We start from the raw sequence: 22,083 nt of genomic DNA on the forward strand, positions 1-22,083 counted from the left end.
GGCGCCCGGAAGCGCGCACATGGTCGCGACCCTGTTTTACCTCGACGATCTGCCCGAGCCCGGCTCGCTCGCCGTACTGGGCGGTGACGAGGGATTCCACGCCGCCACCGTGCGGCGGATCCGTCCCGGCGAGCGGCTCGTTCTCGGCGACGGCGCCGGAGCCCTGGCCCACTGCGAGGTGGAACATGCCGGGCGCGACGGGTTGCGGGCACGGGTGCTCGAGCGCTGGAGCGTCGCGCCGGGGTCCCCGCCGGTGACGGTGGTGCAGGCGCTGCCGAAGTCGGAGCGTTCGGAGCTGGCCATCGAGCTGGCCACCGAGGCCGGCGCCGACGCGTTCGTGGCGTGGCAGGCCGCCCGATGCGTGGCCAACTGGCAGGGCAATCGGGTCGAAAAGGGCTTGCGCCGATGGCGTGCCGTCGTCCGGTCGGCGGCCCGGCAATCCCGCCGGGCGCACATCCCGCCGGTCGACGGTGTGTTGTCCACCGGGGAGCTGACGCTGCGGATCCGCGACGAGGTGGCCGCCGGAGCGACGGCGCTGGCCTTGCACGAGTCGGCCACCGAACGACTCGCGGATATCGAGCTGGCACAAGCGAAATCGCTGCTGCTGCTGGTCGGTCCAGAAGGCGGGATCGCCGAGGACGAGATGGCGGCGTTGTCCGGCGCGGGCGCGGCGGCGGTGCGGCTCGGTCCCCAGGTGCTGCGGACGTCGACCGCCGCGGCGGTGGCCTTGGGCGCGCTCGGCGTGCTGACCCGGCGCTGGAATCAGCCCGGCGAGGTGCCGGCAAACGGCGTTTCGCAGCAGATTCGCGACACCGGCGCGCCGTCGAGTACGTTGCGCAACACTGACCAAACCGGGCCTTCGGCGTAGACTGAGACGGCCCAACAACCGCCGACAAGCCGAGAAAGCAGGCATCGAGAGCCACGTGACACCCCGCGAGACCAGCGCTGCTGACGCAGCCGGAGCCGTCCCGGACTCTGCTCAGGTTCGCAGCAGCATCGATGTTCCGCCCGATGTCGTGATGGGCTTGTTGGGTTCGGCGGACCAGAACCTGCGGGCCCTGGAGCGCAGCCTGAATGCCGACCTGCACGTGCGCGGCAACGCGGTCACCCTCGCCGGCGAGCCCGCCGACGTCGCGCTCGCCGAGCGGGTGATCTCCGAACTGGTGGCCATCGTTGCGGGCGGTCAGCCGCTGACCCCGGAGGTGGTTCGGCACAGCGTCGCCATGCTGGCCGGCACCGACAACGAGTCACCGGCCGAAGTGCTGACGCTGGACGTGTTGTCGCGGCGCGGGAAGACGATCCGGCCCAAGACGCTCAACCAGAAGCGCTACGTCGACGCCATCGACGCCAACACCATCGTCTTCGGGGTCGGCCCGGCCGGCACCGGCAAGACGTATCTGGCAATGGCCAAGGCGGTCAACGCCCTGCAGACCAAACAGGTCAGCCGCATCATCTTGACCCGCCCCGCCGTGGAAGCCGGTGAGCGCCTTGGCTTTCTGCCCGGCACGCTCAGCGAGAAGATCGATCCGTATCTGCGGCCGTTGTATGACGCCCTGTACGACATGATGGACCCCGAACTGATCCCCAAGCTGATGTCGGCCGGAGTCATCGAGGTGGCGCCGCTGGCGTACATGCGCGGGCGAGCTCAACCGGTGTTCACCAAAGTGTTGACTCCGAACGGTTTTCAACCGATCGGTCAACTGCGGGTAGGGGATTTCGTGATCGGTTCTGATGGCCGACCCACGGAGGTTTTGGGTGTTTATCCGCAGGGCTTCAAGGAAATCTATCGGGTTTCAACGCAAGATGGTTCCTCGACGCTCGCATCCGGTGATCATCTTTGGTCGGTCTACACACGATCAGACAGGCGGCGTAACAGGCCTGCCCGTGTGCTCCAAACGAAGGAGATGATCGGCAACCTTCGTGCCGCTCACTATCACCGCTACGAGTTGCCGCTGTTGAGTTCGCCGGCGAATTTCGAAACCCGACCCGTGCCCCTCGATCCGTATGCTCTGGGTCTGCTGCTAGGTGACGGGTGCCTCACGTGCGCAACGACGCCCTCGTTCGCGACGACGGACCCCGAACTTGCCGAATCCCTCGAACGTCTGATTCCCGGCATCGAAGTACGACGCAAGTCGGCTGTGGATTACATCCTGAACCGGTGTCGTCACGAAATTGCCGGCCGAGAGAACCCAGTTACCAGCGCTCTTCGCCAGCTGGGTCTAGCCGGTAAGCGGTCCTCCACGAAATTTATTCCTCGGGATTACCTCATCAACTCGCCCGATGTGCGGCTGGCTTTGTTGCAAGGGCTCCTTGACTCGGATGGAGGCCCGGTCACCCAGCAGGGACGAACATGCCGGGTCCAATTCACCACGGTGTCGGCTCGGCTCCGCGATGATGTGGTGTTCCTGATTCAGTCACTCGGCGGGGTCGTTTACTGGCGCACCAGACGTGCCGACGGGCGAAAGTCCGGACTTGCTCGAGGTAGGCAGGTGCATCACCGCTCGGACGCATACATCCTGGACCTCCGGCTTCCGGACGGGCTTATGCCATTCCGGCTGGCCCGTAAGGCCGCGAAATATGACCTGACCGGTGGCGGTCGGCCCATACGTTTCGTCGATCGGATCGAACCGGCGGGCACCGAGGAGGCAGTGTGCATCCAGGTCGCAGCCGCAGATTCGCTGTATGTCACCGAAGATTTCTTGCTGACGCATAACACCTTGAACTCCGCGTTCATCGTGCTCGACGAGGCGCAGAACACCACCGCCGAGCAGATGAAGATGTTCCTCACCCGACTCGGCTTCGGCTCGAAGATCGTTGTCACCGGTGACATCACGCAGGTCGACCTTCCGGGCGGCGCCAAGTCGGGCCTGCGCTCGGCGATGGAAATCCTGGACAGCGTGGATGACATCCATGTCGCGGAGCTGACCAGTGTGGATGTGGTCCGCCACCGCCTGGTCTCCGAGATCGTCGACGCCTATGCGAAGTTTGAAGAGCCCGGCCTGACGATGAACCGGGCGTCGCGGCGGGCGGCGGGCTCGCGTGGTCGTCGATGATGGTGCGGTGAGTGGGTTCTATGAGCATTGAGGTATCCAACGAATCGGGTATCGACGTCTCTGAGGCCGAACTGATCAGCGTCGCGCGGTTCGTCATCGCCAAGATGGACGTCAACCCGGCTGCCGAGCTGTCGATGGTGCTGCTGGACACCGCAGCAATGGCCGACCTGCACATGCGCTGGATGGACCTGCCCGGCCCGACCGACGTGATGAGCTTCCCGATGGACGAGCTCGAGCCCGGTGGGCGACCGGACGCCCCCGAGCCGGGTCCCTCGATGCTGGGCGACATCGTGCTGTGCCCGGAATTCGCGGCCGGTCAGGCCGCCTCGGCGGGCCACAGTCTGGGGCACGAGCTGGCGCTGCTGGCCATCCACGGCGTGCTTCATCTGATCGGCTACGACCATGCCGAGCCGGACGAGGAGAAAGAGATGTTCGCCTTGCAGGACCGGCTGCTCGAAGAATGGGTCGCCGATCAGGTCGAGGCCTACCATCAGGACCGCCAACAGGAGCGGGACCGCCAATTGCTCGACGAATCAAGGTATTTCGACAATTGAGGTCACTCAAGATTCTAGCGGCAGCCGCCATCGCGTTCGCACCGTTGCCGGTGTGGGTCACCACCGACACCGAGGCGCGGGCGGCCCCGTGCGCGGGTGCGGGATCGAACCCCGTTGCCTGCGAGCACTGCATGTTCTACGTGAACGCCTACCACACGGCGAACGTGTGCAACGAGGACCGTCACGGCGTGCAAGGGCCCCCGAGCAACGCGCCCTCACCGGTTCCGCACGTCCCCGTTCCGGTTTACGAGCCGCCCCCCCTCCCGTCGCCGGTGGAGGGCCCGCTGGTACTCCCGCCGCCGAATTCCGGTCAGAACCCCGTCCCGGTGGTGGAGATCAATCCGCCTGGCCCGGACGCACCACGCAACGCCCCGGTGGTGGCGCCCCCACGGGGGCTGGATGCGCCGTCGCTGGCGATCGCGGCGGCCAAGGCCGCACCGCCGACGCGAGTCGACCCCGCCAACCCGCCGAAGCCGCCCACCCCGGCTGATTTCAACCAGCAGGTGCAGAACGTCGTGACGTCGCACCGGGACAACGTCGACATCCTCAAGGTTGACGATCAGAAGTTCATCCGGCCGCGCCACTGGGACTATCTCGACTACGACGACGCCTACCGCCGTCCGACGATCTACAACCCGCTCAGTCAGCCGGTTACGTTCCGCTACTTCTACAACGGCGCCTACCAGGAGGCGTATTTGCCGCGCGGAGCGCGCATGGTGCTCGACGCCAGCACCGTCGGCGTCGTCCCGTTCACCGCGGTCAGCGACAGCTACGTCGCGGCGGGCAGCTTCTACGGCGGGGGTTCGATACCGCCGAACGAACCCAACGGCGCGACGGCACCGGACCGCAAGCCGGCGCCGCCGAAGCTCTACGAGAACGTCACGGTGTCCGTTCCCGCCAAGGGCGAGATCGTCGAAGTGGGCCACGTGGCGGTGGTGGGTCACGACGGCGGCCAGCCCGCGGGCGGCCAGGACACCTTCCTGCTCGACGACTCCACGCTGGCCTGGGGGCAAATCGACAACTCCAGCAGCGCCCCCGCCCAGATCAGGGTGATCAAGACCCAGCCGACCCCGGGCGTCGGGCCGACCGACGACGGCAGCTTCTTGGTGTTGCTGGCCGTCCACCACCAGGAGCCCGGCCTGCCCCACCAATCCGGGTGGACCCTGCCGCTGCGCTTCGGCGGGTTTGCGGTAGTGGTGGGCCTGATCGCCTGGCTGCTCAACCGCCGGAATCGCAGCGAGGAGCAAAGAGCTGAGGAGCAGAAGGCTGAGGAGCAAAAGGCTGACACCTAGCGCGCGCCGGTCTGGGCACCGGCAAACCGCCATGCCGCGGGTCAAAGCCACAGGGGAGTCAGTGACCAAGTCGAGGTATGTCAACAATTGACGGGCTGGTCTGAGCTGCTCGGTGCAGTCGCACTGATCGCCCTGGGCGGGCTATTCGCGGCGATCGACGCGGCCATCAGCACGGTGTCGCTGGCCCGGGTTCAGGAGTTGGTGCGCGACGAGCGGCCCGGCGCGGTGGCGTTGTCCAAGGTGATGTCGGAACGGCCGCGCTACATCAACCTGGTGGTGCTGCTGCGGATCGCCTGCGAGATCACGGCGACCGTACTGCTGGTGGTGTTTCTCTACGACAACTTCGGGCTGAAGTGGGGATTGTTCGGCGCGGCCGCCATCATGGTGGTGACCAGCTTCGTCGTCATGGGGGTGGGGCCACGCACCCTCGGCCGGCAGAACGCCTACTCCATCGCGCTGACGACAGTGCTTCCGCTGCAAGCGATCTCGTGGCTGCTGATGCCGATCAGCCGGTTGCTGGTGGTGCTGGGTAACGCGGTGACTCCGGGCCGCGGCCTGCGGAACGGGCCGTTCGCCTCGGAGATCGAACTGCGCGAAGTCGTCGATCTGGCCCAGCAGCGGGGCGTGGTCGCGGCCGAAGAGCGCAGGATGATCCAGTCGGTCTTCGAACTCGGTGACACCCCGGCCCGCGAGGTGATGGTGCCGCGCACCGAGATGATCTGGATCGAAAGCGACAAGTTCGCCAGCCAGGCCATCAACTTGGCGGTGCGCAGCGGCCATTCCCGCATCCCGGTGATCGGCGAGAACGTCGATGACATCGTTGGCGTCGTGTATTTGAAAGACCTTGTCCAGCAGACGGTTCTGTCTGGCGACGGCGGCCGGACCCCGCCGGTGTCGAAGGTGATGCGTCCGGCGGTCTTCGTGCCGGACTCCAAACCTCTGGACTCGCTGCTGCGCGAAATGCAGCGCGACCGCAACCACATGGCTCTTCTCGTCGACGAGTACGGCGCGATCGCCGGCCTGGTCAGTATCGAGGACGTGCTGGAGGAAATCGTCGGTGAGATCGCCGACGAGTACGACGAGGCGGAGACGGCGCCGGTCGAAGACCTGGGCGACAAGCGCTTCCGGGTTTCAGCGCGGTTGCCGATCGAAGACCTGGGCGAGCTGTATGACGTGGAGTTCGACGACGATCTCGACGTCGACACCGTGGGCGGCTTGCTCGCACTGGAATTGGGCCGGGTACCGCTGCCGGGCGCCGAGGTCGTTTCGCACGGCCTGCGGCTACGGGCCGAAGGCGGCGCCGATCACCGCGGGCGGGTGCGGATCAGCACCGTGCTGCTCAGCCCGGTCGACCCAGGCGATTCATCCAATGGCGAGGAACCCGGGCAGCATGACTGAATTCCGTTCCGGCTTCGTATGTTTGGTGGGCCGCCCCAACACCGGGAAATCGACGCTGACGAACGCGCTCGTCGGGAGCAAGGTCGCGATCACCTCGATGCGGCCACAGACCACCCGGCACACCATCCGCGGCATCGTGCATCGAGACGACTTTCAGATCATCCTGGTCGACACGCCGGGCCTGCACCGCCCGCGCACGCTGCTGGGCCAGCGGTTGAACGACCTTGTGCGCGACACCTATTCCGAAGTCGACGTGATCGGGCTGTGCATTCCGGCCGACGAAGCGATCGGTCCGGGGGACCGTTGGATCGTCGAACAGATCCGTTCGACCGCGCCGAGGACGACTCTGGTCGCGATCGTCACCAAGATCGACAAGACGCCCAGAGACCGGGTAGCCGCGCAGCTGGTGGCGGTCAGCGAGTTGGTCGGTGACTCCGCCGAGATTGTCCCGGTGTCGGCGCTGACCGGGGCGCAGGTCGACATCTTGATCGACGTGCTGGCCGCCGCTTTGCCGCCCGGGCCGGCGTACTACCCCGACGGTGAGCTGACCGACGAACCCGAAGAAGTCCTGATGGCCGAGCTCATTCGCGAGGCCGCGCTCGAAGGCGTTCGTGACGAGCTGCCGCACTCGTTGGCGGTGGTCATCGACGAGGTCAATCCGCGGGCGGACCGTGACGACCTGATCGACGTCCACGCCCTGCTCTACGTCGAACGCGACAGCCAGAAGGGGATCGTCATCGGCAAGGGTGGCGCCCGGCTGCGCGAGGTCGGGACCGCCGCGCGCGCCCAGATCGAGAAGCTGCTGGGTACCAAGGTTTACCTCGACCTGCGGGTCAAGGTCGCCAAGAATTGGCAGAGCGACCCCAAACAGCTTGGCCGACTTGGGTTTTAGGGTTCACATCCGACCAGCGCGTGGACCATGTGAGTGTCGGTGCGCACGCTCATGTCGCGGTGACCCGGCGGTGTAAACCCGTAGCGATTCTTGGCCCGACAATCGGCCAGCGCATCGAGCAGGGGAGCGGTCGACTGGTCCATCGCCAACGGATACCCCCGCTGGCGGCGGCTAATTCGCGGCGACACCTGCGAAAACGCGCCCTGGCACGTCAGCCGTTGGTTGCGGAGGCGCCGGGAGCGTCTGTGGTCTGGTCCCACCACGACTGCGGCTGTTGGCTAACCCATCCGCAGACGGCTTCCAGCTCGGCGGCCAGCGAAATCAGCATGCCCTCGCTGTTCGCCGGACCCATCAGCTGCACACCGATCGGCAAGCCGTCGGAGGTGAAGCCGGCCGGAACGTTGATCGACGGCCAGCCCAGGACGTTCCACGGGAACGTCAGCGGGCACGCCGCGATCATGGCGCGGTCGGTGCCGAAGCCGCTCAGCCGGTCGAAGGCGCGCGCCAGTGGCGGCGGTTGGGCGGTGGTCGGCGCCAACACGACGTCGACGATGTCGAAGATCGAACCCACCCGCCGCTGGTCTTCCACTTCGTGGCGGCGCGCACTGCGCAAGATCGCCTGTCCCAGTACGGCGCCCAAGCGCAGATTGGACAGAGTGCGGGGATCCAGCACGACACCGTCGCCCAGCCGCTCCTCCCAGTCCCGCAAGCCCGAGGTGGACCGGGCGAGAAAGTCCCAGGACAGCCGCACGCCGTAGTCCGGGTTGCCGGACACCACGGTATGGCCGAGCAGTTCGAGTTGCTTGCCGACGACTCGTGTCGCGGCCAGGATCTCCGGGTGCAGCTTCGGCCGGAAGCCGGTGAACGGGAAGCGGGTGGACAGCGCGATGTTCAGCGGGCCGGGCGCTTTGCCCACGTAGTCGGACGCGGTAATCCGCGGCGGCTTGTGCCGGTCGCCGTTGACGTTGCCGGACGCGGCGTCGAGCACCAACGCCGCATCGGCCACGGTCCTGGCCAGCACGCCGTTGACCGTGATGCCGTTGAACGCCTCCGGCAACGGCCAGGTCGAGATGCGTCCACGCTGCGGCTTGATGCCCACCAGATGCGTCCACGCCGCCGGGATGCGGATGCTGCCGGCGCCGTCGGAGCCGATCGCGGCGGTGACCAGGCCCGCCGCCACCGCCGCGGCACTGCCGCCCGACGATCCGCCGGGGGTGTGCCGGCGCGACCACGGGTTGCGGGTATGCCCGAAGCCGGGCCCGCTGGTGAACGGCCATTGGCCGAGCTCGCAGGTGTTGGTCTTGCCGACGATGACGGCACCGGCCGCTTTGAGACGGCGCACCACCTCGGCGTCGTGCGTGGCCTTCGGGACCGACCCCTCGGTCCCGAAGGCGGTGGGCACCCCGGCAACGTCGACGTCGTCTTTCACGGCGATCGGGATCCCCAGGAGGGGGGCGGTGTCCCCGGCCGCGCGCCGCCGGTCGGCTTCCGCGGCGTCGGCCAGCGCCGACTCGGTGAGCACCACCCGGAAGGCGTTCAGTGTGGGCTGGCTGGCGTGAATGGCGTGCAGGGAGCGACCCACCAGGGTGGTGGATGTCACCGAGCGGCTGGCCAGCTGATAGAGCAGGTCAGTGAGTGTGGGCAGGCGCCGGTGGCCCGATCCGGAAATGGACCCGGAACCCAACCCCGAAGCGCCGATCACGGGGTACGAGACTAACGGCGCGGATACCCGTAATGTCGCGGCGGGGTGCAAAACTATTGTGATGCGGCTATACCGAGACCGAGCTGTTGTGTTGCGCCAGCACAAGCTCGGCGAAGCCGACCGGATCGTCACCTTGCTTACTCGTGATCATGGACTGGTCCGCGCGGTCGCCAAGGGCGTGCGCCGCACCCGCAGCAAATTCGGTGCCCGGCTGGAGCCGTTCGCGCACATCGACGTGCAACTACATCCCGGCCGCAACCTCGACATCGTCACCCAGGTCGTCTCCATCGACGCGTTCGCCACCGACATCGTCAACGACTACGGCCGTTACACCTGTGGCTGCGCCATGCTGGAAACCGCCGAGCGCCTCGCCGGCGAGGAGCGGGCGCCCGCCCCGGCCCTGCACGGGCTCACGGTGAGCGCGTTGCGGGCGGTGGCCGACGGCCGCCGGTCCAGGGGCCTCCTTCTGGACGCCTACCTGTTGCGCGCGATGGGCATCGCCGGATGGGCACCGGCGCTGGGCGAGTGCGCCCGGTGCGCCACGCCCGGCCCACACCGGGCATTTCACGTCGGCGCCGGCGGTAGCGTCTGCACGCACTGCCGCCCGGCCGGTTCGACGACGCCGCCCCCGGGGGTGCTGGACCTGATGTCCGCGCTCCACGACGGCGATTGGGACTTCGCCGAAAAAACGCCGCAATCGCACCGCAACTACGTCAGCGGCCTGGTGGCCGCGCACCTGCAGTGGCATTTGGAGCGCCAGCTCAAGACGCTGCCGCTCGTGGAACGGACGTATCACGTCGATCGCACCATCGCCGACCAGCGCGCGGCGCTGATCGGGCAGGATATGGACTGTGGCTAAACTCTGGGCCGGCGGCTCGGGTCGAAAGTCCGAGTCCGCCACGGCGTCAGCCGATTTCCCGCAGCTGCCCCCCGCTCCGGACGACTATCCGGTGTTTCCCGACAAGTCGACCTGGCCGGTCGTCTTTCCGGACCTGCCGCCGGCCCCCGACGGGGGGCCGTGCCGGCCACCGCAGCACATCTCCAAGGCGGCACCGCCCAGAATCGAGGCCGCCCGACTGCCCAATCATGTGGCCATCGTGATGGACGGCAACGGCCGCTGGGCCACCCAGCAGGGCCTGACCCGCACCGACGGCCATAAGGCGGGCGAGGCGGTAGTCATCGACATCGTCTGCGGTGCAATCGAACTCGGCATCAAATGGCTCAGCCTTTACGCCTTCTCCACGGAGAACTGGAAGCGTTCCCCCGAGGAGGTCCGCTTCCTGATGGGGTTCAACCGCGACGTGGTGCGCATGCGCCGCGTGAATCTGAAGACCATCGGGGTCAAGATCCGGTGGGTGGGTTCGCGGCCGCGCCTGTGGCGCAGCGTGATCAAGGAGTTGGCCATCGCGGAGGATATGACGAAGGACAACGACGTCATCACCGTGAACTACTGCGTCAACTACGGCGGGCGCGCCGAAATCGCCGACGCCACAAAGGAAATCGCGCGCCTGGCGGCCGCGGGCAGACTGAACCCCGAGCGCATCACCGAGTCAACCGTGACGCAGCACCTGCAGCGACCCGACATTCCCGACGTGGACTTGTTTTTGCGAACCTCGGGGGAGCACCGGTCCAGCAACTTCATGCTGTGGCAGGCGGCCTACGCCGAGTACGTATTTCAGGACAAGCTGTGGCCCGACTACGACCGCCGCGACCTATGGGCGGCGTGTGAGGAATACGCTTCTCGTAACCGCAGATTCGGGAGCGCATAATGCCGTCGTTGCAGGAACGCCTGGCTTCGATACTCGGCGACGTCCTTCCCCTCGAGGAGGAGCCGGACGGCGCGGTGACGGTGCGCCACGACGGCACCATCGCCTCGTTGCGCGTGGTGAACATCGCCGAGGGCCTCGATTTGGTGTCGCTCACCCAGATCCTGGCGTGGGATCTGCCGCTCACCAAGAAGGTCGGCGAGCAGGTGGCCGCGCAGGCGCGCGACAGCAATTTCGGCAGCGTGACCCTGATCGAGAAGCTCAATGAGAAGGCTGTGCAACGTAATTCGAGCAAGCGCGCGTCGAAAACCGCCGACGTGATGCTGCGCTACAACTTTCCCGGCGGCGGCCTGACCGACGATGCCCTGCGGACGCTGATCCTGTTGGTGCTGGACACCGGCGCCGGGATACGCCGGACACTGATGGCGTAGTCGGCTATCGGCCGTTGCAATCCGAACAGGTACCGAAGATTTCGATCGTGTGGCTGACGTTTGAGAAACCATGTTTGGCGGCCACTTCCGCCGCCCACTCCTCGACCTCGTGATCGCCCACCTCGATGGTGGCGCCGCAGCTGCGGCAGACCAGGTGGTGGTGATGGTGCTCGGAACACCTGCGGTAGACCGACTCACCGGTGTCGGTGCGCAGCGTGTCGATCATTCCGGCCGTGGCCATCGACTGCAGCGTCCGGTAAACGGTGGTCAGGCCGATGTTCTCGCCGCGGCGGCGCAGCTCGTCATGCAGCTCTTGGGCCGAGCGGAACTCGTCGAGCGTCTCCAGCAGCGTGGAGATGGCCGCACGCTGCCGGGTGGAGCGGACGCTGACCCCGCTCATTGGCGCCACTCCTTCTCATTGCTTCGCGCTGCATCGTCGCTGGCGCGGGTCATTGGCGCGGTTCCTCACTGGCGTGCGCGACGGCGTCCACCACGATGTGCGCGAGGTGATGATCGGCGAGCCGATACAGCACCTCGCGGCCGGATCGCTCCCCGGCGACCACGCCGGCGGCCTTGAGAATCTTCAGATGCTGGCTGACCAGCGGCTGGGGCACGCCGAGCGCATCGACCAGCTCGTGGACGCAGCGATGGGACTCGCGCAATTGCAACACGATGGCGATACGCACGGGCGCTGCCAACGCACGCAACAGCTCACCGGCGGCATCGAGGATGTCCCGCGGCGGCGGCACGGGGTAGGCGGCCGAACCGGAGTGCCCACCGGCGCCGAGCGCGTCGGGGTCGTGGCCGACCACGCCCAGGTCGGCGTCGCCGTCGTCGGCGGCCGGCATCGAGGCAGAAGGTGACGGGGACGTCATCATGGGAGCGGCATCACCTCGAGAAGTGCCAGGTAGTGGGAAAAGTATCCGCCATTGAATGTCGTTATCGGCTGCCATCCACTGTCACATGCATGATGACGCATGTCAAAGACCGTCGCGTCGATCGTTACCATGACTGATGCTCTGCGCACCGGGGTTGATCCCCGCGTGTGCCCATCCAACCCCGGAAAGGGAGTGCACCGCCCCGTGGCGTCCGTCATCGACACCGTAGTGAACCTGGCCAAACGGCGCGGCTTCGTGTTTCCCTCCGGGGAGATCTACGGCGGCACCCGGTCGGCGTGGGACTACGGTCCGCTGGGGGTGGAGTTCAAGGAGAACATCAAGCGGCAGTGGTGGCGCTCGGTGGTCAGCGGTCGCGACGACGTCGTGGGCCTGGATTCATCGATCATCTTGCCGCGGCAGGTGTGGGTCGCCTCCGGCCACGTCGAGGTCTTCCACGACCCGCTGGTCGAGTCGTTGATCACCCACAAGCGCTATCGCGCCGACCATCTCATCGAGGCCTACGAGGCCAAACACGGGCACCCGCCGCCCAACGGCCTAGCCGATATCCGCGACCCAGAGACCGGCGAGCCGGGTCAGTGGACCGAGCCCCGCGAGTTCAACATGATGCTCAAGACCTACCTGGGTCCGATCGAGACCGAGGAAGGCCTGCACTATTTGCGCCCGGAGACCGCGCAGGGCATCTTCGTCAACTTCGCCAACGTGGTGACGACCGCGCGCAAGAAGCCGCCGTTCGGTATCGGCCAGATCGGCAAGAGTTTTCGCAACGAGATCACCCCGGGCAACTTCATTTTCCGGACCCGTGAGTTCGAACAAATGGAAATGGAGTTCTTCGTCGAGCCATCGACCGCGAAGGAATGGCATCAATACTGGATCGATGCCCGGCTGCAATGGTATGTCGAGCTGGGCATCGACCCGGAGAACTTGCGGTTATTTGAACATCCGGCCGACAAGCTGTCGCACTACTCCGATCGCACCGTCGATATCGAGTACAAGTTCGGTTTCGCCGGTAATCCCTGGGGCGAGCTGGAAGGTGTCGCCAACCGCACCGATTTCGACTTGTCGACGCACGCAAAGCATTCCGGCGTGGACCTGTCGTTCTACGACCAGGTCACCGACACCCGGTACACGCCGTATGTCATCGAGCCGGCCGCCGGCCTGACGCGGTCGTTCATGGCGTTCTTGATCGACGCGTACGTGGAGGACGAAGCCCCGAATGCCAAGGGCAAGATGGAGAAACGCACGGTGCTGCGGCTCGACCCGCGCCTGTCTCCGGTCAAGGCTGCGGTGCTTCCGCTGTCCCGCCACGCCGACTTGAGCCCCAAAGCGCGAGACTTAGCCGCCGAGTTACGCAAATCGTGGAATATCGATTTCGACGATGCCGGCGCGATCGGGCGACGTTACCGGCGCCAGGACGAGATCGGCACACCGTTCTGCGTGACGGTGGATTTCGACTCACTCGAGGACAACGCCGTGACCGTGCGCCAGCGCGACGACATGTCCCAGGAACGGGTCGCGATGAATGCCGTCTCCGAGTATTTGGCGGTGCGCCTCAAGGGCTGTTGATCGTGTCGTCTTTGACGATTTCTGTTCGGCGCAACGGGTCGTCGCGCCAGCGTGGCGATGCGTCGTCACTGGCGCCGGGTGTCGCGAAATAAGGTTGTATAAGATTCGGCCTTTCCCGCATGGGTGCCTTAAGATCCCCTACTGGGCAAAAGTTTGGTGGCTAATGGCCGCGGGTGGACATCGAGCCGCCCAGGGCAGCGGCCGTTGACTCGGTCGGTTGGGGTTTGCGATTGATTCCCGCGTTTGTGTTCTTCCCTCCCGAGATCAACTCGGCCTTGATAGTTGGCGGTCCGGGGGCCGGACCCCTGTTCGAGGCGGCCTCGGCGTGGGATGGGCTGGCCGCCGAGCTGTCCTCCTCGGCATCGTCGTTCAACACCGTGATTTCGGATCTGGCCAGCGGTCCCTGGCTGGGCCCGTCGTCGACGTCGATGACCGCGGCCGCGGCCCCGTACGTGGAATGGCTGCTCCTTGCTGCGGCACAGGCAGAGGTGGCGGCACTGCAGGCCCGGATGGCGGCCCTGGCTTACGAGGGGGCTCTGGTGGCGACGGTGCCGCTGCCGGCGGTGCTGGCGAACCGGACCCGGCTGCTCGTCTTGATAGCGACGAACTTTTTGGGCGTGAACACCGCGGCGATCGCGCAGACCGAGCTCGAGTATGTCGAGATGTGGGCGCAGGATGTGGCCGCGATGTTGGGCTATCAGGCCGGGGCGCAATCAATGGCCCAGGCATTGCCGAATTTCGGCGTGCCACCCGCGGCCCTCGGGGAGGGCGCACCGTCCGCGGATGTGGCGGACCTGGCCGGATTGGTGACCGCACCCCTGAATTTTGCGTCGCAGTTCTTCCAGGGCTTGTCCTCGCTGGGCACCGCGTTCACCTCCCAGCTGCAGTCGGTGTTTTCGGCGCTCTCGCCGGCAATCTCGTCCTTGACGTCGCTGCTTTCGTCGACGCCGGTGGCCGGATTGACGACCGCCGCGCAGGCCGCGGCCTACCCGGCAACCGCGTTGATGACGCCCATGGCGACGCTCGCGCAAAGCGCCGGCCCGGCGGCGGCACCCACGCCGACGCCGTCGCCGGCGCCGGCGTTTGCCGGTGCCACCAGCGTCCCCCTCAGCGCGCCCCATAGCGCGGGTAGCGCGTTAACCGACCTGCAGCCGTTGGCCGGTGGGGGGTTGGGCGCCCTGGGCGTTGCGACGGCGGGGCTGGGCGGCGCGCGATTCGTCGGGGCGTTGTCGGTGCCCGCCGAGTGGGAAGGGTCGATGCCGGCTTACATCGCCGCTCCTGCGATGTCGGGTGTGGGCTCTGGCGCGCCGGTTGGGGCGGCAGCCGCGGGGTCGGGCAACGGCGCGCCGATGGCGGCGATGCCCGTGGACGAGAAGCGCCCCAAGGGTGAGGACCGCGGGACCAGGGCGCAGGTGGTGAGGTCTCGTCCCAAAGTGGTTCCACGCGGCCGGGGCGGATAACGCGACGGTGCTGCTGTTGCAGGCGTGGATATTGTGCAAAGCGGCGAGAATATGCATTCTTGGATTTGTCAACATGCGCCGCAACGTGCATTGCGTCGCGACGCGGAAATCGTCTGACGTTCCTAGCAAAATCGGCAACTCCGCTTTTTTCCTTCTGTTTGTCTTACGATGTGAGCCGGTGGGTGTGAATTCGATTCGCCACAGCGCCCGAACGCTCTGATCGGCTGTGGAAGGGGGCAGGGGTGCTTTTGCCTCTCCGTTCGCCGTTGCCGGATGACACGGTGTCGGCAGTTCGCGGTGAGTCCGGCATGCTCGGCGGTCTGTCGGTCCCGCTCAGGTGGGGCGTCGTCGTCCCGCCAGACGACTACGACCATTGGGCGCCGAAGCCGGAAATCGACCCCGAACCTCCCGAAGATACGCCCGACGATGGCCGCCCGGCTGCGGCTACAGAAGGAGCGCGCAGCGGGCGGGAGGGCGACACGATGCCGCGGAAACCGGGCGTGATACCGCATTCCCCGGCAGCTGGTTGAGACCGGAGAAAACCCAAAGCCGTTGCGAGCGCCGATGTCCGGCGCTGCTCAGAAGCGGCCGCCGCCACCCATGAAGCCGCCGCCGGACGCACTTGGGCTGCCGCCGAACGAGGTCGGGCTCCAGCCGCCGAATCCACCCCGCATCCCTCCGGCCAGGACGTTGCCGATGATGATGCCGCCGAGCATCGCACCCATGTCGCTGCCGCCGCGGCCCAGGTAGGCGCGCTGCGCCAGTTGCACGTCGTCGTTGGCCAGGGACTGCGCCGTGGCAGCCAGCGTCGACGCCGCATTCGCGTGCGCGATCGCCTCGGTCGGGAGTGTTGATCGTTTGTCTTGTGCGGCTTGGAGGTGCCGCTTGGCTTCGGCCAGCCGGGTGCGCGCCTCGGGACCGATGCTGCCCCGACGCGTGTCGACGTAGTCCGACACCGCACGCACTCGCGACTGCGCGGTGAACAACGCCTGCTCCAATGACCGGTTCAGCTGTTCGGCGGCGGCCTGCTCCTGGGCCAGCGTGGCGAGTAGCCCATTGAGGTTCGCGTCGGCCTTGGTCAGCTGTCCGAATTCACCCAGCGGATCGTCCGAAGCACCGGCTCGTGCGCTTTCGACGGCCCTGATGGCCGCGTCGCGCGCCGCGGCCAGATCGCTGGCGTGCGCGGTTTTGAGGTTCGATGTCTTGTGCCGCAGTTCGTCTGCGCGCGTGATGTCGTTCTGGATGTCGGTCATCGCCGACGGCAGCCGGTCGATGGCGTGCTGGATGTCGCCCGCCGCGTGGTCGACCGCGTCGAGCAACGCGCGCGCTTGGCCGAGCGCCGACTCGGCGGCGCGCACGGCGTCGACCAGAGGGGATTGCTGTCCGCTGACGGCGTGGGCGGCAAGCTCACGCGCAGCGCCGATGTTGCGGTCGGCGAACGCCAACCTCTCCTTGGCGGTCGTGACATTGCCGGACACCGAAGTCAGCGCGGCAGCGCTGAACTCCTTGTGCAGTGCGGCAAGTCGTTGTTCGGCCGGCGCGACGCGGGTGGTGAGTTCCACGTACTGCTGCGTCAACGAGTCCAGGCGGGCGGGGGCGTTGATCACCAAATCGCGCAACTTCTCGAACGCCTCGGTTTGCGACTCCAGTTCGCGGTCGGCGCGCGCCGCCGAGACGACCACCCGGGTGAGCAGGTCGCGGCGCTGCGCGGGGGTTTCGGGCATTGCGTCGTCGAGCTGCTGCCGGATCGTGAATGCTTGAGACAGAGCCGCTTTGGCGTTCGTCACCGCCTGCGTGAATGGGCGGGTGCGGTCTTCACCGAATTCGGCGACCGCCAGGTCCAATTCATTGGCGCTGGTGCGTATCGCGTTGTCGACGTCCACCACCAGTTCGCGGGAGAGATCGTCGAGTGCCTGCGGCGGCACCTCGGCCAGCGCGGTGGCGTCGGTGGGATCGACGCGGCGTGCCGCGGCCAACGCCGCGGCGCGCCGGCGCCTGCCGCGATGACGCATGACCAGCAACAGGACTGTCAGCGCGAGCAGAATGCCCGCCAACACGGCCAGCAGGGCCACTCGGCCCGACGATCCCGGCGAGGTGTCCAACCCGTTGGCCGCCGCAACGGCGGCACCGCTCCAATCGCCGTTGTGCAGGTCGGGCTCGATGCTGTTGCGCCGCAACTTGTCGACCTGATTCGAGTTGACGCTCTTGATCGTGGACGGCACCAGGAAGGCGTACTGACGGCTCACGGTGCCGACGGCCAGCAGCGCGTCGTAGTCGCCCAGGTCGCTACTGCTCAGGGTGCGGCGTGCCCAGTCTGCGGCGGGCTGCCCGGAGAAGTCGTCGACGTAGACCACCCACAGCCGGACGTGGCGGTCGGTGTACAGCTTGTTCAGGGCGGTGTTGACCGCGCTGCGCCCGGAATCCGACAGCGCGCCCGCGCGGTCGGTGATGTAGTCGGCCAACCGGAATGGGGGCTGCGCGCCGGCGGTCGGCGCCGGCAGCAACCCGCCGCTGAGGCCGACGGTGAGGATCGTCGCGATCACGGCGATCAGGCGAGCGGTGCGCATAGGGTCAATCTAGCCCCGCGACGATGCAGGCCAGTAGGCCTGAGTCGAGCCGGACTCCGGCAGGCAATCCCTGGCAGACTGTGCCTCGGTGACCGGGAATCAGCACGACCCATACGACGACTTCGACCGTCAGCGACGGGTGGCCGAAGCGCCGAAGACTGCCGGTCTGCCGGGTACCGAGGGTCAGCACCGCACCGACTTCGCCCGCGATCGCGCGCGGGTTCTGCACAGCGCCGCATTGCGTCGATTGGCCGACAAGACCCAGGTGGTCGGGCCCCGGGAAGGTGACACACCGCGCACCCGGCTGACGCACTCGCTCGAGGTGGCCCAGATCGGGCGGGGGATGGCGATCGGGCTGGGCTGCGACCTCGACCTGGTCGAGCTGGCGGGGCTGGCCCACGACATCGGCCACCCGCCGTACGGCCACAACGGTGAACACGCGCTGGATGAGGTCGCAACGGAGTATGGCGGCTTCGAGGGCAATGCACAGAACTTTCGGATCCTGACCAGCCTCGAGCCCAAAGTCCTTGATGCGCAAGGCAATAGCGCGGGGCTGAATTTGACGCGCGCATCGCTGGATGCGGTCACCAAGTATCCGTGGTTCCGCGGCGAGGGGCGGCGCAAGTTCGGGTTCTACGACGACGACCGTGAGCCGGCCGCCTGGGCCCGGGCGGGTGCTCCGGAGGGCCGGATGTGCCTGGAGGCGCAGGTGATGGACTGGGCCGACGATGTGGCGTATTCGGTGCACGACGTCGAGGACGGTGTGGTGTCTCAACGCATCGACCTGCGGGTGCTTGCCGACGATGACGAGGCCGCCGCATTGGCCGCGCTGGGGGAGACCGAATTTTCGCGAGTGCGCGCCGACGACCTCATGGCGGCCGCGCGGCGGCTCTCCGCTTTGCCGGTGGTCGCGGCCGTCGGCAAGTACGACGCCACGCTGGCGGCGTCGGTCGCGCTCAAGCGGTTGACCAGTGAATTGGTCGGTAGGTTCGCCTCGGCCGCCATCGCCACCACCCGCGCGGCGGCCGGTGCCGGACCGCTGGTGCGCTACCGGGCCCAGCTGCAGGTTCCCGACCTGGTACGTGCCGAGGTCGCCTTACTGAAAATCCTGGCGCTGCAATTCATCATGTCCGATCCGCGGCATCAGGAAACCCAGGCCGGACAGCGTGAACGCATCCACCGGGTGGCGCACTGGCTGTATGCCGGGGCGCCACGAACGCTCGACCCGGTCTTTGCTGCGTCCTTCAACACCGCTGCCGACGACGCCGGCCGGTGGCGGGTCATCGTCGATCAGATCGCGTCGTACACCGAGGGCCGGCTCGAACGCATCGACGTCCGCCAGGTGCGGCCGTAGTGGCCGGTGGGCATCAAGTCGTCCGGTCCGGGAATCAGCAGACCCGCCGCGAGTTAGGCTGCCCGGCATGAAGAAATTCAGCGGCTCGCCCTTGGTGGCCTCGTTCTTGATGGGACTTCCCGTCATCGCCATGACTGCCTGCAGTTCACCGCAGCACGCGAGCACCCAACCGGGCACCACGCCTCCGGTGAAAAGTGGCGCTCCGGCGTCGTCCGGTGAGACGACCACCCCGGCACCCGCCGGCGGCTCGCTCAACGCGGAACTGAAGACGCCCGACGGCCGCTCGGCGGCCACCGCGACCTTCGACTTCACCGGCGGCTATGTCACCGTCACCGTCAAGACGGTGGCGCCCGGCATCCTGACGCCGGGCATCCACGGCCTGCACGTGCACGAGATCGGCAAGTGCGAGCCGAACTCGGTGGCGCCCACCGGCGGTGCGCCCGGCAACTTCCTGTCCGCCGGCGGTCATTACCAGGCCCCCGGCCACACCGGTAAGCCCGAAAGCGGCGACCTCGCGTCGCTCGAGGTCCGCCAGGATGGCTCGGCATACCTGGTCACCACCACCGATTCGTTCAACCGGGACGATCTGCTGGCGGGCAACAAGACCGCGCTGATGCTGCACGGCGCCCAGGACACCGAGAACGCGATGGATCGGGTCGCCTGCGGTGTCATCGGTACCGGCTAGCATTCGCCGTCGCGCCTTAGACTGAGCCGATGTCAAGCCCGGCAGGTTCACGCGCCGAGGGCGATGGCCGTTCCCGGGGTCGCGGCCGGATTCCCGACCGCGATATCGCGGCCATCCGCGAACGGGTGCGCATCGACGAAGTCATCGGCGATTACGTCCAATTGCGGCGCGCCGGCGCCGATTCGCTCAAAGGCCTGTGCCCATTTCACGACGAGAAGTCGCCGTCGTTTCACGTCCGCCCCAACCACGGCCACTTTCACTGCTTCGGCTGTGGCGAGGGGGGCGACGTCTACGCGTTCATCCAGAAGATCGAACACGTCAGCTTCGTCGAGGCCGTCGAGCTGCTGGCCGACCGGATCGGCCACACCATCAATTACTCCGGCTCAGCAACCAGCGTCCAGCGCGACCGCGGTAGCCGCAGCCGGCTCGTCGCGGCCAACGCCGCGGCAGCGGAATTCTATGCGGCGGCGCTGGAATCCGACGAGGCCGCTCCGGCCCGGCAGTACCTGGCCGAGCGGAACTTCGACGCCGGCGCGGCCCGTCACTTCGGTTGCGGCTTTGCACCGTCGGGCTGGGATTCGCTGACAAAACACTTGGTGCGCAAGGGTTTTGAGTTCAAAGAACTGGAAGCGGCCGGCCTGTCGAGGCAGGGACGCCGAGGACCGATGGACCGCTTTCACCGCCGGTTGTTGTGGCCCATCCGGAGTTCCGCCGGCGAGGTGATCGGCTTCGGTGCCCGGCGGTTGTTCGACGACGATCCGATGGAAGCCAAGTACATCAACACGCCCGAGACGCTGCTGTACAAGAAGTCCAACGTGATGTTCGGCATCGACCTGGCCAAACGCGACATCGCCAAGGGGCACCAGGCGGTCGTCGTCGAGGGCTACACCGACGTGATGGCGATGCATCTGAGCGGGGTCACCACCGCCGTCGCCTCGTGCGGCACCGCGTTCGGCGACGAGCATCTGTCCATGCTGCGCCGACTGATGATGGACGACAGCTTCTTTCGCGGCGAACTGATCTACGTGTTCGACGGTGACGCGGCCGGGCGGGCCGCCGCGCTGAAGGCCTTCGGCGGCGAGCAAAACCTGGCGGGGCAGTCGTTCGTGGCCGTCGCGCCGGACGGCATGGACCCGTGCGATCTGCGGCTGAAGTCCGGCGACGGCGCGCTGCGCGACCTGGTGGCGCGGCGAACGCCGCTGTTCGAATTCGCGATTCGTTCCGCGCTCGCCGAGATGGATCTGGACAGCGCCGAGGGCCGTGTCGCCGCGCTGCGCCGCTGCGTGCCGATGGTGAGCCAGATCAAGGACCCCACCCTGCGCGACGAGTACGCCCGTCAGCTCGCGGGCTGGGTCGGCTGGGACGACGTCGCGCAGGTCATCGACCGGGTGCGCAGCCAGGCGAAGTCCACCAACACCCAGGCCCGCGGCGGTTCTGCGCCCAGGGCTTCCCGCCGCGTGGCCGAGCCGGCGCCGGACGCAACCCAGGCCGCCGCCGCCAGCCGTCCAGACCCGCGCGACCCCACCCTGTGGCCACAACGGGAGGCGCTCAAGGCGGCCCTGCAGTACCCGGCGTTCGCGGGGCCGGTGTTCGACACGCTGACCGTCGAAAGTTTCACCCATCCCGGGTACGCGGCCATCCGCGCGGCCATCGAGACCGCGGGCGGTACGTCGAGCGGTGTCACGGGCGCGCAGTGGATCGAGGCGGTGCGTGATCAGGCCTCGTCGCCCCTGACGGCCGGCCTCGCCAGCGAGCTGGGCGTCGAGGCCATCCAGGTCGACGAGGAGAAGCTGCCGCGCTACATCGGCGGTGTCCTGGCCCGGCTGCAAGAGGTGTGGATGGGCCGCCAGATCGCCGAAGTCAAGTCAAAGCTGCAGCGCATGTCCCCGATCGACCAGGGCGACGAGTACCACGCCCTATTCGGCGACCTGGTGGCGATGGAGTCCTACCGTCGCAGCCTGCTGGAGCAGGCTAGCGGCGGCGATTAGACGGTGCCAGCGCGGCGTCGGCCGAGCCGGCGACGTCACGTTCCATGATGGCCGTCTGGTCGTCGATCTCCGTCAGCGTGACAAAACCGGCGTCGGGGGAGATCCGATTGGCGACCCTGCGCCGTCCCCCTTCGATCATCGACTTGGCCACCGGACTGCTGGTCAGCGCGCGATAAGTGCCGACCAGCTGCTCGTACCGGCGACGCCCGGCCTTCGAGCCCAGCACGTAACCCAGTCCAAGCACCACGACATACCGGATCAAAACGTTCCTCCCGACGATCGATGGCTTCCATCCTGCCTCACCGGCGGCCGACGCGCTGCGCCGCGCAGGCGATCGAGGCGGTCCACGCTAGTTGGGTGCGGTCGTGCCAGTACGCTAGAGTCGTCCCGCGATCGGGTTAGTCCCCTGTAGCTCAATTGGCAGAGCATTCGGCTGTTAACCGAAGGGTTCCTGGTTCGAGTCCAGGCGGGGGAGCATT

Annotated in this window: 20 protein-coding genes, 1 tRNA gene and 3 pseudogenes; 18 read left to right on the top strand and 6 right to left on the bottom strand. The window is 67.1% G+C overall.

Annotated features, from left to right (window positions below; translation table 11 throughout):
* The first annotated feature begins 19 nt into the window (after positions 1–19).
* The 8 genes and pseudogenes from AC5Y30_RS00915 (at position 20) to era (ending at position 7,189) form a co-directional block, all read left to right on the top strand.
* Positions 20–868 (top strand): 16S rRNA (uracil(1498)-N(3))-methyltransferase, encoded by an 849-nt coding sequence (locus AC5Y30_RS00915; protein WP_499915509.1) that lies wholly within the window; start codon positions 20–22, stop codon positions 866–868.
* 55 nt (positions 869–923) lie between these two features.
* Positions 924–1,643: pseudogene (locus AC5Y30_RS00920) on the top strand (PhoH family protein); the annotation flags it as partial.
* A gap of 261 nt (positions 1,644–1,904) precedes the next feature.
* Positions 1,905–2,453: pseudogene (locus AC5Y30_RS00925) on the top strand (LAGLIDADG family homing endonuclease); the annotation flags it as partial.
* A 261-nt stretch (positions 2,454–2,714) separates the two neighbouring features.
* A pseudogene (locus tag AC5Y30_RS00930) lies at positions 2,715–3,053 on the top strand (PhoH family protein); the annotation flags it as partial.
* A 20-nt stretch (positions 3,054–3,073) separates the two neighbouring features.
* A complete protein-coding gene (ybeY, locus tag AC5Y30_RS00935; RefSeq protein ID WP_499915511.1) occupies positions 3,074–3,607 on the top strand; it encodes an rRNA maturation RNase YbeY in 534 nt (177 codons plus the stop codon).
* On the top strand, positions 3,604–4,899 hold the full coding sequence (locus tag AC5Y30_RS00940) for a hypothetical protein (RefSeq protein WP_499915513.1): 1,296 nt from the start codon (positions 3,604–3,606) through the stop codon (positions 4,897–4,899). Before ybeY ends, AC5Y30_RS00940 begins: the two co-directional genes overlap by 4 nt.
* Positions 4,900–4,986: 87 nt before the next feature.
* On the top strand, positions 4,987–6,297 hold the full coding sequence (locus AC5Y30_RS00945; RefSeq protein ID WP_499915514.1) for a hemolysin family protein: 1,311 nt from the start codon (positions 4,987–4,989) through the stop codon (positions 6,295–6,297).
* A complete protein-coding gene (gene era, locus AC5Y30_RS00950) occupies positions 6,290–7,189 on the top strand; it encodes a GTPase Era (RefSeq protein WP_499915516.1) in 900 nt (299 codons plus the stop codon). Before AC5Y30_RS00945 ends, era begins: the two co-directional genes overlap by 8 nt.
* Here era and AC5Y30_RS00955 read toward each other — a convergent pair.
* Together AC5Y30_RS00955 and AC5Y30_RS00960 are read right to left on the bottom strand one after the other, a co-directional pair.
* The gene (locus AC5Y30_RS00955; RefSeq protein WP_499916795.1) at positions 7,186–7,332 is read right to left on the bottom strand and encodes a hypothetical protein; all 147 of its coding nucleotides are present in this window, start codon (positions 7,330–7,332) and stop codon (positions 7,186–7,188) included. The genes era and AC5Y30_RS00955 overlap by 4 nt on opposite strands.
* 68 nt (positions 7,333–7,400) lie before the next feature.
* The gene (locus tag AC5Y30_RS00960; protein ID WP_499915518.1) at positions 7,401–8,891 is read right to left on the bottom strand and encodes an amidase; all 1,491 of its coding nucleotides are present in this window, start codon (positions 8,889–8,891) and stop codon (positions 7,401–7,403) included.
* A 61-nt stretch (positions 8,892–8,952) separates the two neighbouring features.
* Between AC5Y30_RS00960 and recO the strand changes: the two genes are divergently transcribed.
* Genes recO through AC5Y30_RS00975 form a run of 3 tightly spaced genes read left to right on the top strand, consistent with a single transcriptional unit; the run spans position 8,953 to position 11,088 of the window.
* Complete coding sequence (gene recO, locus AC5Y30_RS00965; protein WP_499915520.1) at positions 8,953–9,750, top strand: DNA repair protein RecO; 798 nt, start codon at positions 8,953–8,955, stop codon at positions 9,748–9,750.
* Entirely contained in the window at positions 9,743–10,660 is a 918-nt protein-coding gene (locus AC5Y30_RS00970) for a decaprenyl diphosphate synthase (RefSeq protein WP_499915521.1), read from the top strand. The genes recO and AC5Y30_RS00970 overlap by 8 nt, the downstream gene beginning before the upstream one ends.
* Positions 10,660–11,088, top strand: coding sequence for a hypothetical protein (locus tag AC5Y30_RS00975; protein ID WP_499915522.1), 429 nt, complete (start codon positions 10,660–10,662; stop codon positions 11,086–11,088). The genes AC5Y30_RS00970 and AC5Y30_RS00975 overlap by 1 nt, the downstream gene beginning before the upstream one ends.
* Positions 11,089–11,092: 4 nt before the next feature.
* Here the strand turns inward: AC5Y30_RS00975 and AC5Y30_RS00980 are convergent, their stop codons facing one another.
* Both AC5Y30_RS00980 and AC5Y30_RS00985 read right to left on the bottom strand, forming a co-directional pair.
* The gene (locus tag AC5Y30_RS00980; protein ID WP_499915524.1) at positions 11,093–11,488 is read right to left on the bottom strand and encodes a Fur family transcriptional regulator; all 396 of its coding nucleotides are present in this window, start codon (positions 11,486–11,488) and stop codon (positions 11,093–11,095) included.
* A gap of 49 nt (positions 11,489–11,537) precedes the next feature.
* The gene (locus AC5Y30_RS00985; RefSeq protein WP_499915525.1) at positions 11,538–11,966 is read right to left on the bottom strand and encodes an ArsR/SmtB family transcription factor; all 429 of its coding nucleotides are present in this window, start codon (positions 11,964–11,966) and stop codon (positions 11,538–11,540) included.
* A 192-nt stretch (positions 11,967–12,158) separates the two neighbouring features.
* Between AC5Y30_RS00985 and AC5Y30_RS00990 the strand changes: the two genes are divergently transcribed.
* The 3 genes from AC5Y30_RS00990 (at position 12,159) to AC5Y30_RS01000 (ending at position 15,540) form a co-directional block, all read left to right on the top strand.
* The gene (locus AC5Y30_RS00990; protein WP_499916697.1) at positions 12,159–13,550 is read left to right on the top strand and encodes a glycine--tRNA ligase; all 1,392 of its coding nucleotides are present in this window, start codon (positions 12,159–12,161) and stop codon (positions 13,548–13,550) included.
* Between the two features lie 230 nt (positions 13,551–13,780).
* Positions 13,781–15,010 carry a PPE family protein gene (locus AC5Y30_RS00995; RefSeq protein ID WP_499915526.1) on the top strand — a complete coding sequence of 410 codons (1,230 nt, stop codon included), beginning with the start codon at positions 13,781–13,783 and terminating at the stop codon, positions 15,008–15,010.
* Between the two features lie 242 nt (positions 15,011–15,252).
* Positions 15,253–15,540 carry a hypothetical protein gene (locus tag AC5Y30_RS01000; protein WP_499915527.1) on the top strand — a complete coding sequence of 96 codons (288 nt, stop codon included), beginning with the start codon at positions 15,253–15,255 and terminating at the stop codon, positions 15,538–15,540.
* A 48-nt stretch (positions 15,541–15,588) separates the two neighbouring features.
* Here the strand turns inward: AC5Y30_RS01000 and AC5Y30_RS01005 are convergent, their stop codons facing one another.
* On the bottom strand, positions 15,589–17,577 hold the full coding sequence (locus AC5Y30_RS01005) for a TPM domain-containing protein (RefSeq protein WP_499915529.1): 1,989 nt from the start codon (positions 17,575–17,577) through the stop codon (positions 15,589–15,591).
* A gap of 88 nt (positions 17,578–17,665) precedes the next feature.
* Here AC5Y30_RS01005 and AC5Y30_RS01010 point away from each other — a divergent pair, with 88 nt between their 5' ends.
* From AC5Y30_RS01010 to dnaG, 3 genes are all read left to right on the top strand, one after another.
* Positions 17,666–18,931 carry a deoxyguanosinetriphosphate triphosphohydrolase gene (locus AC5Y30_RS01010; protein WP_499915530.1) on the top strand — a complete coding sequence of 422 codons (1,266 nt, stop codon included), beginning with the start codon at positions 17,666–17,668 and terminating at the stop codon, positions 18,929–18,931.
* A 67-nt stretch (positions 18,932–18,998) separates the two neighbouring features.
* Entirely contained in the window at positions 18,999–19,616 is a 618-nt protein-coding gene (gene sodC / locus AC5Y30_RS01015) for a superoxide dismutase[Cu-Zn] (RefSeq protein WP_499915531.1), read from the top strand.
* 29 nt (positions 19,617–19,645) lie between these two features.
* Entirely contained in the window at positions 19,646–21,604 is a 1,959-nt protein-coding gene (gene dnaG / locus AC5Y30_RS01020) for a DNA primase (RefSeq protein WP_499915533.1), read from the top strand.
* On the opposite strand, the gene AC5Y30_RS01025 is transcribed toward dnaG, so the two are convergent.
* Positions 21,588–21,866 (bottom strand): hypothetical protein, encoded by a 279-nt coding sequence (locus AC5Y30_RS01025; protein WP_499915535.1) that lies wholly within the window; start codon positions 21,864–21,866, stop codon positions 21,588–21,590. The two genes, dnaG and AC5Y30_RS01025, sit on opposite strands and share 17 nt — an antisense overlap.
* 140 nt (positions 21,867–22,006) lie before the next feature.
* Here AC5Y30_RS01025 and AC5Y30_RS01030 point away from each other — a divergent pair.
* Positions 22,007–22,079 (top strand) — tRNA-Asn (locus AC5Y30_RS01030).
* Positions 22,080–22,083 lie beyond the last annotated feature (4 nt).

Source organism: Mycobacterium sp. NGS27 (genome assembly GCF_059813005.1).